The sequence below is a fragment of the Winogradskyella bathintestinalis genome (assembly GCF_030407435.1).
Classification (GTDB): domain Bacteria; phylum Bacteroidota; class Bacteroidia; order Flavobacteriales; family Flavobacteriaceae; genus Winogradskyella; species Winogradskyella bathintestinalis.
In genome coordinates this window covers 248716-261557 of sequence record NZ_JASDDK010000005.1, presented here as the reverse complement: position 1 = coordinate 261557, position 12842 = coordinate 248716, and the positions used below count along the sequence as shown (strand labels likewise).

Below are 12842 nucleotides of genomic sequence, written 5' to 3'. Positions count from 1 at the left end.
TTAAATTAAATATATATTATGAAAACTAGAACTATTACTGCGCTACTATTTAGTACGCTATTATTATCAACAGCTTGTAAAGATGATAATGATAATAACACACCACCACAAAATAATAGCCCAGAAACGGAAGGTATAGGATATGTGGAAACCAATGACACACCTTCCTCAATTTATAATGCTATTATTACCATTTTGAATAATAATAATGAAATAGGCATCGTTGCGGAAGTAGACCATGCTCTTAATGCAGAAAACAATGGTTTAGCATTAGATTTTACAAGAACAATATATTTTGGTAATCCAAATTTAGGAACACCTGTGATGCAAAGTAATATTCAAGCCGGTTTAGATTTACCACAGCGTATTACAGTTTATACTGATGAAGATGGCGATACTGTAGTTACTTATAATTCTATTGATTATATTATTAATAGACATGCTATTGGCAATGTTGAAACAACGGATATGATTAAGAATGCACTTGCTAACATTGTGAATACAGCAACTGAAAAAGACGTTACTATAAATGTTTCCAATGCCGAACAAGATCAAGGTATTATTTCCCTAGCTAGTGATAATGATTTTAATAGTACTTATAGTTCAATTATCGATAAATTGAATAGTATTGATAACATTACTATTATGGCAGAATTAGATCATCAAGCCAACGCACAAAGTGTTGATTTCAATTTAATGCCGGCAAAACTTATAATATTCGGCAATCCTATTCTAGGAACTCCACTAATGGTAGAATCAAAAACTGCGGCCCTAGATTTACCGCAAAAAATGTTAGTTTATGAAAATAATAATGGAGAAGTGTTTATTATATATAACGATCCATTTTATATGGCCGACAGACATGATATTGACAATAATAATGAAACATTAACCACTATTTCGAATGCCTTACAGAACATCGCCAATGCAGGGGCATCTCCTGTAGATTAGTATCAATGAAATATACATCTTGATTATTTTATTTTTTAGTAAAATAGTATTAATAAAAAAATCCCACTATCGTGGGATTCTTTTATACAATTACTTTCTTAAGAAAGTGTTAGTTTTAGTACTTAAGGTCATTAAGAAAATTATTTACATTTTCTTTAGTTTCTCCAGTACGTTTTTGAATTCTACCTACTAACTCATCTTCTTTACCTTCTTGGTAATCCAAATCATCATCGGTAAGTTCACCCCATTCTTGTTTTAATTTTCCTTTAGCAATATTCCAATTGCCTTTTGCTTTATCTTGCCATGGTTTAGACATAATCTTTGAGTTTTAAATTGTTATGGCGTAAACCGCTATGATTTACTACTATAAAAATAAAGCATCTTTAGAGCTTTAATTATCGCAATCGATTTATATCTTGATGCAATAAGTCATAAATTGTAATGTAAGTTAAATTGTGTTTTACAGGTGAAAACTGGGGAATGCAGCACAAAAACTTAATTTTTTTTCAGACTTATAACGAAAGAAATTATTTTAATATGAGATATATCACGTAGCAATACATTAACCCATTAATAATTAGGAAATAACGATTATTTACTATATCTTGTACTTATCATAATGGGGTGCTTAAGTTAAACAGCTGAAATTATACCCATTGTACTTCGTCGGATAATGCCAACTGAAGGATTTATGATACCAAAGGGAATTTAGATGTAAAAATCTTTATTCCCTTTGTTCATTTTATAAAATCTTCTTTAACTTTTTAATCGAGAATCAATATTATAATTTATCTTAGAACATTTACACTATAACAATTTATTTAAATGGATTCCACATATAAAAACATCTTAATTAAAGCCTATAAAAACATTAATTCATTTAAGGATGAAGGGCAATTAGCAACCTATATTCCTGAGTTGGCCAATGTAGACCCCTCTATGTTTGGGGTGCACATGACAAAGATTGACGGTTCAAATTTTGGTGCAGGAGATTATTTAGAAAAATTTTCAATTCAAAGTATTGCTAAAGTGCTTACATTAACCTTAGCTTATAAAATTATTGGAGAAGATTTATGGAAACGTATTGATGTAGAACCTTCAGGAACAAAGTTTGATTCACTACTTTTATTAGAAACTTATAAAGGTATTCCTCGGAATCCGTTTGTAAATTCTGGGGCTATAGTCATTTGCGACATATTGATTTCTTTATTAGATAATGCAAAAGAAGAATTTTTAGATTTTATTAGAGATATCAGTGATCTCCCGGACCTCACCTACTCCGATAAAATTGCTGATTCCGAAAAGAAAACAGGTTATAAGAATGTAGCTTTGTGTAACTTTCTTAAATCATTTGGTAATATTAAAAATGAACCAGATGACGTCCTTGATTTTTATTTTGACATTTGTTCTTTAGAAATGACCTGCCAACAACTCTCACAAACCTTTACCTTTTTGGCGAATAAAGGGGTTAAAATATCTGATGGAAAAAAAGTTATTTCAAAAAACAAGACCAAACGTATTAATGCTTTAATGTTAACTTGCGGATTCTACGACGAATCTGGTGAATTTGCATTTAGAGTAGGATTGCCAGGAAAAAGTGGTGTTGGTGGTGGTATTGTAGCTCTTTATCCAGACAATTACAGTATTGCAGTCTGGAGTCCGCAATTAAATAAACACGGTAATTCTTATAAGGGGATGGAGCTATTAGAAAATGTTACAACTCATTCAGAATTAAGTATTTTTTAAATCTTCAAGCAGAAATTTACACTAAGAATTTTTTTTCCAAATGAGACACTTTATACTAACCCACTAGAAAAAAATGCTATTCTAGGTTGGAAAAGTCTATATGTTCTAAGCACTCAGTAGATATTTTACAACCACCAGTTGATTGTAATCTAAACTAGTTATTTAGTATTTTGTATTTAAAAATTACCATCGCTAATACCTTTCTGAAAATGGTTACAATTTCAAAACTCAGTAAAAGTAATTATCTTGCATCCGGCAAATTAATAATTGAGAAATTCAGAATAATATGGCCGATAATAAAGATAGAAGAACGTAAAGAATGATATATACCATCATCGATGTTGAAACTACAGGTAAAGGCAATCGCATGACCGAGATTTCCATCTTCAAATATGATGGGCATAAAGTTATTGATGAGTTTACCACATTAATAAATCCTGAAAGTTATATTCCACAGCACATTACAGCTTTAACTGGTATTGATGATCTTTTGGTTGCTGATGCACCGTTGTTCAAGGATGTTGCTGACGATATTATAAACATTACAGAAGACAGTATTTTCGTCGCACACAATGTGAATTTTGATTATAGAATAATTCAAGGCGAATTTAAACGTATCGGTTTAGACTTCACCAGAAAGAAGTTGTGTACAGTACGGTTATCTCGACGCTTAATTCCTGGATACCGATCCTACAGTTTAGGAAAATTGTGTAAAGCTCTAGACATTAATTTAATAGATAGACACAGGGCACGAGGCGATGCAGAAGCCACGGTGATTCTATTTGAATTGTTGTTGAAACAGCCCCATTCCAAAGACGTTTTCACGGAGTTTTTGAACAAGAATTCTAGAGAGGCTACCTTACCTCCACACCTCCCTAAAGCTGTTTTTAATGCGCTACCAAATACAGCCGGAATTTATTATTTTAAAGATAAAAAAGGAAAGGTAATATATGTCGGGAAAGCCAAAGATATTCAAAAAAGAGTCTTGAGTCATTTTTATAGTAAAACGAAAAAGTCTCAAGAAATGATTAGAGAAACCAGAGATATTGATTTCGAAGTTTCGGGTAGCGAGATAGTAGCTTTGCTTATGGAAGATGCAGCAATAAAACATCATTTTCCGTTTCATAATGTTGTAGCGAAACGCACAATTCAATCCTATGCCATATTCTCTTATATGGATCGTCAGGGCATTTTACATTTAGCGAGTAACAAGGCCCGGTTAGTACCTGATCCTATTCTTACATTTTTTAATCAGAGAGATATTCGCACGTTTATGGAAAAATTATGCGAACAATATAATCTTTGTCCAAAATACTGCCATTTGCAAGAAGCTGTATCAGAGTGCTCGCATTATAATATTAAAAATTGTAAAGGAATTTGTAGGAACGATGAATCCGTAGAGAATTATAATAATAGAGTTCTTGAAGCCATTCACAGTATAGCCGATCATAAAAATGATGTAATTATGAGGGAAAAAGGCAGACATAGTAATGAAGACGCCTTTATAATGATAAAAGATGGAGAATATTTAGGTTACGGTTTTGTTAATAAAGAGGAACAAATCAATCATATAGATGATTTAAATGCGTTTCTTATTCCGCAAAAAAATAGTATTGATGTTCAGAAAATTTTACGACAGCGATTACTAGAGTTATAAGTTACGTATTATACTTTGAACTCGAAAAGTCCTTATAACGATTAAATTAATTATATATTCAATGCGCTTAATTGTTTAACAGGATTTAAATAAGGAGATCTGAACTTAAATCCTTTGTCTTATAAGTGATTATAGATTAAAATTCCTATAAATATTTGGAACTTATTACAATATTCCGTAAATTAGTAATATCATATTTGGGGTGCTTAAGTTAAACAGCTGAAAATAGACCCATTGTACTTCGACGGGTAATGCCAACGGTAGGAATGTATGATATCAAAGAGAATAAAGACTTAAAAATCTTCATTCTCTTTGTTCCTTTTAAACGATATGTAAAATTTTGTTGCGCATTTTTAGGGGTGAAAACGAACGAGTGATTCTCATCTTTGAGATCATTGACTATTGTTTTAAATGGGATTTTATAATAGTTACCATTTTTTCAGCTTTCTCTTTTACTTGCCTCTCAGTCCATGTCAATTTAATTAAACACGATATATTACGCGCTATATAATGGTCGGATTGATCAAAAGTTTTTGTTTGTAAATAAGCTAAACCTCTTTTTACTTCTTCCGATATTGGATAAAGTGACTTCATATTCTTAAGATGATTCCACTCTCTTATATAATGCCAGCTATTATCGAAATAATGAAAACATGCATCTACTCCATTTGTTTTGAATGTATTTGAAACATTTCTAGAAATTTCTAAATCTGGTAAAAAGAAATTTAAAAACGAATAACTTTCTTCACCACCTTCAGGTACCGTTCTAAAGGTCACTTCAGGAATTTCGGCTAAGGCTTCTTTTATAATAGAATAATTTTTTTTCTGTATAGCAACAAACTCATCTAATCGTCTTAACTGCGCTAAACCAACAGCGGCATGCAATTCCGAAATTCTAAAATTGTAACCTAAAAAGGGATGCGATTCTGCTCCTCTGTCTTTTCCAACATGATCGTGTCCGTGATCTGAGTAATGATCGGCATGTTTATAAAACTTCTCATTATTAGTGAGAACGGCACCACCTTCACCCGCAGTAATAATCTTAACAAAATCTAGAGATAAACAGCCTAAATCCCCAATACTTCCTAGAGGTTTTCCTTTGTAGGTGGCTCCAGTGGCTTGTGATGAATCTTCAATTAAAATTAAATCGTGCGTTTTACAAATCGTCTGTAGTGCATCTAAATTTGCCATACTTCCGCACATGTGTACGGGCATAATGGCTTTAGTTTTGGGAGTGATAGCCGCTTCTACAGCCTCAGGATCTAAAGTAAGTGTATCGTCGATATCTACAAGTACTGGGATAGCACCAAGCATCATAATCGCTTCAAAACTAGCTACAAAAGTAAACGTAGGCATTATAACCTCGTCACCAGAGCCAATACCGGCTGATGCCAGTGCAACTGACACCGCTGCGGTTCCGCTCGAAACAAGTTGGGCATGCTTTACTTTTAATTGATTTCGGAGTTCAGTCTCTAAGTCTTTAGCTTTCCAATGGCCGTTTCTCATGCCATCAAATCCATAGCGCATTAATACTCCGTTGTCTAGTACATCATTAACTTCATTTCTCTCTAAGTCACCAAATAATTCAAATCCAGGCATAAAAAATTTTTAAATTTAATATAACAAATATAACGGTTTGATATACTTTATATCGTAATAAACTATAATTCTACAATTCAATAACAGTTTCTGACATCTGCTTCCTCACTTTTTTAAACTTGGCGAACATATCATCTTTATCTCTATAGCCAACCGGTAATAATAAGATAGAATTTAAACCAAGTTGATCTAGCTTTAACTTTTCATCTAATTCTTTTGGTTGAAAACCTTCCATTGGGCAACTATCTATTTCTTCAATCGCACATACGGTCATTAAATTACCCAAGGCTATATAAGCTTGTCGAGATGCCCAACCTACTTTTTTATCGGGATGCATATTCTTAATTCGAGATTTCATTTCCGCTTTAAATGGTTCTAAAATAGCATCTGGAGTATTTCTAATTTCTTTAATGGTGTTAAAATGACTGTTAACATCTTCACCATCAATTTCAGTTTGAATACATAATACTAATAAATGAGAAGCATCTACCACTTGACGTTGACCGTAAGCAATGTCCACCAACGATTGTCGTACGTCTTTATCTTCTACAATAACCAATTTTAAGGTTTGTAAACCATAGGATAAAGCCGTTAAATTAAAAGCCTCTTTTAAAATTTCCAACTTAGCGTTTGAAAGTTTTTGGTTAGCATCAAATTTTTTAGTGGCATAGCGCCATTTCAATTTTTCAATAATAGACATTCTAATGTTTTTTGTAAAAATAAGAATAAACTTTTGAGTTTATTTTAAATCGATATGAGTCCTTGTATAAAAGGAATCTGAAAGATTAATATGCAACTGTAAAAAGAAAGAGAGAAGGCTCATTTCACAATAGCGCACTTGAAATTAAGAAATAACCGATTATGATGATTAATCGCTTATTTGTTAATAAGACCGTTAACAAGATATTGTTGGACTAAAACGAAGTGTTGCCTATTTCCTTAATTTTAGTTTCGAATTTAAACCCTATATAAGATTATGGAGTCAAGATTTAATAACCTACTATCCATTAGGCCTCAAATTTTATCTGCAAAAATTTACGATGGTATAAGTGCAGAGGAAGCATTTCAAAATAAAACCCTACGACCTATTATAAAGTTACAGCATAATTTATTGGTCGCTGTTTTCGAAAATTATATCGCAAAACATAAAAATGTATTTTTCAATTTAATTCTGGAAGAACAGTTTAACTATATTTCTAATGCGATTCAAAAAGATATTAAGTTTAGAAATTCTTTAAAAGGAATGATTATAGGTCAGTTTACTATTGAAGAATACCAACTTTACATTCAGAATTCTTCTGCATTGAATAAACGCATGATGACTATTGTAAAGGAGCGACTGATACAAAGTATACAGATATTTCAACATCCAAAAACTTTAGAGACATTTTAGATCATTGATTCCCCGTTTAAATTTGTCGTTAAGACATCGCTCATGTAATTAAAAAACGGTCTAATTTTTTTAAAATCTTCATTGACTTGTTTTAAAAAGTCATCAGCGAGAACTTCATTATCCGTATAATTTTTTACAAAATTGAATTGTTTTCTGCGTATTAAATCTATGGCAGCATGTTCTTTGTCAAAACCTTTTGGCGCGGTTTTTAATGTGTCTCCTGTAAAACTTCCCCAAGTGTTTTTAAATGTTTTATCGTTTAGAATCTCTCGCATTTCGCTGTCGTCCATTTCAAATTCTTTTCGAATACGGAAAAGATCTTCTTTACTCGGATTCCAAAACCCAGTGGCTATAAAAGATTCATTATTGGGTTGAATATGCACATAATATCCACCTCTAAGTTCTGGTTTTTTACGTGCAAAGGAGCCTCCAAAATGTGTTTTGTAAGGTAGTTTGTTCTTAGAAAATCTAACATCCCTATAAATTCTGAAAATTTTAATCTTCTCAATCTGATCGTGCGTGTTAAGTAATTCTCCTAAATGGTTATAGGCTTCTTTTACCTGAGCTTCAATGGCTTTGTATTCTGATTTATGTTCATTAAACCAATCACGATTGTTATTTTTTTCGAGTTTTTTATAAAATGTCAGTATTTCTTTAGGGATAGAATGACTCATGTGATAATTAGATTAAAATAAACATTAATTGAGGTAAAGGTAACTTCATTTTTTAGAAAAATAAAAAGCCATCGTAATGATGACTTTTTTATTTAACTATTTAATGTAATTATATTTTTATTATCCGTCAATTGCGTCTCCGACGTCGTCAACTGCATCTTCTACTGCATCTCCTGTATCGTCAATGGCGTCTTCAACTTTATCTCCAGTAGATTTTTGTTCTCTACAGCTAGTTGTCATTAGACTTAAACTAAATAAGGCTATAAATAAATAACTTAATTTCTTCATTGTTTTTAGTTTTTGGTTAATTATTAGTGATTAGATATATACAAATATCGTTTACAATTTACAAGTTTATTATCTCTTATCCTAAGAGTTTTAACTCTATTAAATTTGGTTTCTGTAATTTAGAGATAATGACATTATGTTTATGACTCTTTAGAATCAGATGAATTTATATTTAAATTATTATCAAACTGTAAGGTTCTTATTGGGAATGGAATATTAATACCCTCTTGGTCATAGGCTTTTTTAATCGCGATAATAGCTTCCGTTTTTGCTCTTAATTTTTCTAGCATGCTTTCTGCATCTATCCAAAAACGACATAAATAGTTTATTGAACTTCCACCAAATTCAGTGAAATAGAATTCTACATCTTCTGGTTTTTCAACCTGATCGAATGTATTGGCAATTGTTTCTTTAGTTAATTGCTGCACTTTTTCTAAATCTGACTCATACCCTACCCCACATTCTAAGAACACTCTCATTCTGGTCGTTAGAGAATAATTTTTCAACGGGTTGTCTAAAATAGTTTTATTAGGAATAATAACCATATTATTATCGGCTTCCCTTAATGTAAAATCTTTAAGGTTTATATCAACTACTTCACCCGAATAACCAGTGGTTTCAACCCAGTTGCCTATTTGTATTTTTTTTCTAAACGACAAAATTAGCCCGGCGAAAGTATTAGCTAAAGTGCCTTGTAAAGCTAAACCTATAGCTAAACCTACAACACCTGCACCCGCAAGTAATGATGTTAACGCTTTACCAAGATTTAAAACTCCAAGCGCAATGAATAGCCCTAATGCTACCACTACTACAGCACTAACCCTAGAAATTGCACTTTTAATAGAGTCTTGCTCCACTCTTTTATCTACTATTTTTCCGACTAATCGGCTAACGTATTTAGCGGCAAAATAGGCGGCTATTAATACTAAAATAGCTAATATTAAATTAGGAATACTCTCAATTATGGCGTTAAACCACCCTATTAATTTGTCGATTAAATTTCCTAAAGCAGTATTAAATTGGTCTTTCATTTTTCTTGTTTTTATTTAGTTTAGTTAAGGTGTTTTTAGTTAATTCTTGACTCTTAAACAAATATCTTAATGTTATCTTTACGTCTTTAGCTCTTATCCTATGAGTTTTAGCGTAATTCAAAATACAATTCAGTGTCTGTATTATTATAGTTATTTAATAAATTCATAAAACAAGTCACGTTTAATAGAAAGTACTATATAAAAGTCTGTTTTTTTCTTTTGAATTTAAGGATTATAAAGTCCTGATATATAAAAGAATTTGAGTATTCAAATAACGGTATTTGAAAATGTTATGTGATAAACTTGTGAGTTGAAATATTTTTTCCTATTATGCACTACTTTTAAAACACATTATATTAAAATTTATGGGTAGACCAGCAACAAGACCAACAGCACTTAAAGACGGTTTTTATATTGAAATTCGAAACAAAGGATCAAGATCAGGTGTAAAATTATACAGTGGTACAAAATTACAGATGCACCGTGCTATTAAAATGTATGAACGCTCTAAAGAAGTGATTATTTTAGGCGAATCTGTTAATGGAAAATTTGTAGATAAAGAGCCAAAACTTCATGTTGCAGAATAATTCTGTAATAATGATTTTCACAGAAATGTTATGTCATAATATTTTAAATGATGACTACGCGCAATTTTAATTTAATAAAATTAGAATTACTAAAGTATCATTATAAAAAATATTTTTCTATAATATTGAGTTATAAAAAAAGGTATTAGAAAATTTCTAATACCTTTTTATTTTGCTCAAACATTAAGATTGCAAATGCGATCATTGAAAATCAACCGCATGTAATATAAGACCTGAAGCTGGTGCAATATAATCCATAACCTCTGTACTTTCTTGCTTTAAGGTTTGTTCTATATAATCGAGAGTGATATCACCTCTTCCTAATTTAATCAGACAGCCAAACATCAATCTAATTTGGTTACGCATAAATCCTTTACCAATTACTTTAAAAACATAAGATTTTTCAGGAAAAAAATTAGCCGTATAGATGGTATTGTCAATAATTTCTGATATTTCAATAGTCCTGAAGTATTCTCCTTTATCAGTAGCGCGATAGCAGTACGTTTTAAAATTATGCGATCCTTCAAATAATTTTGCTCCTTGTTTCATTAAATCAACATTGAGAGGCTCTAAAATAGTGGTTAAAATTGGTGCACAAAAAGGATGGTTTTTTTGACCTTCGGAAAATACATAATGATATTCTTTCAGTTTAGAATCTTGAATAATATTAAAAGTTTTATCAACTTCTTCTATAGTTAAAGCCCTAATATCTTGAGGTAGATTATGGTTAAATTCGTCCAGAAATGACTCAAAATCTAAAATGGGTTCATTATAGATAAATAGCTCTAATGCTGCTTCATTGGCAGAGACCATGGCATCCGTACGACCTGCTCCTAAAGTTTTGAATCTAATATCTTGAAAAATATACTTTAAGGTACGATCAATCATTAGGTGAACCGTTTTAACATCGGGTTGTTTCTGCCAACCGTGAAATCGATAGCCTAAATATTGTATTTTAATAAGATAGTAATAACGCTTGTCAAACATTCTAGCAAGAACGCTAATTTCTTTAAGATTCCAAAAGCAATGCTTACTTTTATAATTGAAAAAACGTAATTTGAAAAGACTTTATCCTTTTGATCCATTATTAAAGCATCATGTAGTAATTAGCTTGCTACTGGGGATTTGGATATTTGTTTTTTTATATTTCACAGAACCTTTAGACGTTAACGAATTACCGAATAATGAAAAATTGATTTTTTTACCCGGTTATGGTTTGGTAGCTGCGTTCTGTTATTTGCTGTTTCTTCCTTTTCAATATTATTTATACCATAGGTTTGAAAAACAATGGAAAGTGATTAGTGAATTAGCATTTATAATTACGTTCTCTGTGGTTACCATTATAATTTCGCGATGTTATTATTTGTTCGTTGTTGTAGCGAATGAACCTAATCCTTATTCACTAGGATATATGTTAACCACGATATTCTTCCCTGCATTAGCCACTATTTTACCTATTATACTTATCGGTCGCTTCGGATTTGGTAAATATTATGAAAAAAGACTAGAAGATCAAAAAGTTGAAATTAAAGGAGAAGGTAATTATGAAGGTTTGAGATTACAATTAAATGAAATTATTAGCATACAGTCTTCAGATAATTATATCGAAGTTTTTTACCTCTCGGGAACTAATCTAAAAAAAACCTTAATTAGAAATAAACTTTCGGTTATTGCGAACGAATTTCCAGAGTTACTTCGAGCACATCGCTCATATCTCATTAATCCATTTCACTTTCAGCAATGGAAAACTGAAAATGGCAAACTTTTCGTTATACTCAATCACCAAATAGAAGTGCCAATTTCTAAAACTTACCAGAAAGATATTAAAATGACGATTAATTCCGCCACAAATTGATGCCATTTCGCCCCAAACACCGTATTTAATTGGTGTAACAGCAATTTCGTAATTAGGTTTGCTTCAACATAAATTATATAAAAAAGCACCTTATTATGAAAACTATTTTAATTTCTATTATTGTAATATCCATGTCAGTTATAACTGTAAATGCACAAATGGAACAAAAAGAAGTCTTAATTATTGGAACGATGCATACGGTTCCAAAAATCGTTAAGCATAGTTACAAACCGATACTAAAACGTGCTAAAAAATACAGTCCTCTTGCTATTTATGTTGAAAGTCCACAAGGAAATGATTCTTTAAGTTGGTCGTATTTAAAAAATGGTTGGTCCAAAAATTATCAAGCTTTTTATCAATTGTCTGATTCTATTAAGAACATATTTAATCCTGATTTAGAAAAATACAATGCTATTTTAGAAAAATCATTTCAGGATATGTCTGCTGCAGATTTAGATTTTATGATTTCATCGTTCATCTATCAAAGAGATAATGCTAATTATGAATTTTACAATTATATTAAAAAGCATGGTTATACGGGAGTTAAAAAACCAACACGACACGAGGATGGTGATTTAACTTTTAAACTTGCGTTAGCTGAAAATATTAAATTATTAAAATCTATGGACGATCAGCAAACCAATGGAGAGTATCATGCTGCATGGTCTAAATGTTCTAAAGAAGGTCAATCTAACGGTAATAATGCAATAAATATTAAACTCAACAAGAAAGAATATAATGCGGCTATTATACCTGCCTTATTCAGAGGACTTGGCAAGCATACTAATAAACGCAAATCGTTAGAACGTTTACATAATTTAAGTTCTTTTAATTATGTGCGTACGGCAACGAAAGGCTGTACGGATGGAAAACGTTATTGGAATGAAAGAAATATGAGAATGGCCAATAATATTGCTAACCAAGTTATCGCTTCAAATTCTGCACGAAATATAGTTATAGTAGGTGCCTCGCATGTTATTGGTTTAGAAAAAGAACTTAAACGAAATTATCCTAGTTTAAAAGTGGTTCTTTATGAAGAATAAACCAGAATATAAATTTTG

At 31.2% G+C, this 12842-nt stretch carries 14 protein-coding genes; 7 read left to right on the top strand and 7 right to left on the bottom strand.

Features of this window, described 5'->3' with window-relative positions; genetic code table 11:
• Positions 1 to 18 precede the first annotated feature (18 nt).
• The gene (locus QMA06_RS13755; protein ID WP_290207458.1) at positions 19 to 951 is read left to right on the top strand and encodes a DUF302 domain-containing protein; all 933 of its coding nucleotides are present in this window, start codon (positions 19 to 21) and stop codon (positions 949 to 951) included.
• 115 nt (positions 952 to 1066) lie between these two features.
• Here QMA06_RS13755 and QMA06_RS13750 read toward each other — a convergent pair whose 3' ends face one another.
• The gene (locus QMA06_RS13750) at positions 1067 to 1267 is read right to left on the bottom strand and encodes a CsbD family protein (protein WP_290207457.1); all 201 of its coding nucleotides are present in this window, start codon (positions 1265 to 1267) and stop codon (positions 1067 to 1069) included.
• Between the two features lie 509 nt (positions 1268 to 1776).
• Here QMA06_RS13750 and QMA06_RS13745 point away from each other — a divergent pair.
• A complete protein-coding gene (locus QMA06_RS13745; protein WP_290207456.1) occupies positions 1777 to 2697 on the top strand; it encodes a glutaminase in 921 nt (306 codons plus the stop codon).
• A gap of 319 nt (positions 2698 to 3016) precedes the next feature.
• Positions 3017 to 4354, top strand: coding sequence for an exonuclease domain-containing protein (locus QMA06_RS13740; RefSeq protein ID WP_290207455.1), 1338 nt, complete (start codon positions 3017 to 3019; stop codon positions 4352 to 4354).
• Between the two features lie 399 nt (positions 4355 to 4753).
• Here the strand turns inward: QMA06_RS13740 and QMA06_RS13735 are convergent, their stop codons facing one another.
• Entirely contained in the window at positions 4754 to 5953 is a 1200-nt protein-coding gene (locus tag QMA06_RS13735) for a DegT/DnrJ/EryC1/StrS family aminotransferase (RefSeq protein WP_290207454.1), read from the bottom strand.
• A gap of 70 nt (positions 5954 to 6023) precedes the next feature.
• The gene (locus tag QMA06_RS13730; protein ID WP_290207453.1) at positions 6024 to 6653 is read right to left on the bottom strand and encodes an NAD(P)H-dependent oxidoreductase; all 630 of its coding nucleotides are present in this window, start codon (positions 6651 to 6653) and stop codon (positions 6024 to 6026) included.
• Between the two features lie 276 nt (positions 6654 to 6929).
• Here QMA06_RS13730 and QMA06_RS13725 point away from each other — a divergent pair, with 276 nt between their 5' ends.
• A complete protein-coding gene (locus QMA06_RS13725; protein WP_290207452.1) occupies positions 6930 to 7346 on the top strand; it encodes a glyoxalase in 417 nt (138 codons plus the stop codon).
• On the opposite strand, the gene QMA06_RS13720 is transcribed toward QMA06_RS13725, so the two are convergent.
• From QMA06_RS13720 to QMA06_RS13710, 3 genes are all read right to left on the bottom strand, one after another.
• Positions 7343 to 8020, bottom strand: coding sequence for a DUF2461 domain-containing protein (locus QMA06_RS13720; RefSeq protein WP_290207451.1), 678 nt, complete (start codon positions 8018 to 8020; stop codon positions 7343 to 7345). The two genes, QMA06_RS13725 and QMA06_RS13720, sit on opposite strands and share 4 nt — an antisense overlap.
• A 120-nt stretch (positions 8021 to 8140) precedes the next feature.
• A complete protein-coding gene (locus tag QMA06_RS13715) occupies positions 8141 to 8308 on the bottom strand; it encodes a hypothetical protein (RefSeq protein WP_290207450.1) in 168 nt (55 codons plus the stop codon).
• Positions 8309 to 8448: 140 nt separating this feature from the next.
• On the bottom strand, positions 8449 to 9339 hold the full coding sequence (locus tag QMA06_RS13710; RefSeq protein ID WP_290207449.1) for a mechanosensitive ion channel family protein: 891 nt from the start codon (positions 9337 to 9339) through the stop codon (positions 8449 to 8451).
• A 365-nt stretch (positions 9340 to 9704) separates the two neighbouring features.
• On the opposite strand from QMA06_RS13710, the gene QMA06_RS13705 reads away from it, so the two are divergent.
• Positions 9705 to 9926, top strand: coding sequence for a hypothetical protein (locus QMA06_RS13705; protein ID WP_179351855.1), 222 nt, complete (start codon positions 9705 to 9707; stop codon positions 9924 to 9926).
• A 201-nt stretch (positions 9927 to 10127) separates the two neighbouring features.
• Here the strand turns inward: QMA06_RS13705 and truA are convergent, their stop codons facing one another.
• On the bottom strand, positions 10128 to 10913 hold the full coding sequence (truA, locus tag QMA06_RS13700) for a tRNA pseudouridine(38-40) synthase TruA (protein WP_290207448.1): 786 nt from the start codon (positions 10911 to 10913) through the stop codon (positions 10128 to 10130).
• 70 nt (positions 10914 to 10983) lie between these two features.
• Between truA and QMA06_RS13695 the strand changes: the two genes are divergently transcribed.
• Positions 10984 to 11781: a LytTR family DNA-binding domain-containing protein gene (locus tag QMA06_RS13695; protein WP_290207447.1), complete on the top strand. Its 798-nt coding sequence runs from the start codon at positions 10984 to 10986 to the stop codon at positions 11779 to 11781.
• Positions 11782 to 11876: 95 nt separating this feature from the next.
• A complete protein-coding gene (locus QMA06_RS13690; RefSeq protein ID WP_290207446.1) occupies positions 11877 to 12824 on the top strand; it encodes a DUF5694 domain-containing protein in 948 nt (315 codons plus the stop codon).
• Positions 12825 to 12842 lie beyond the last annotated feature (18 nt).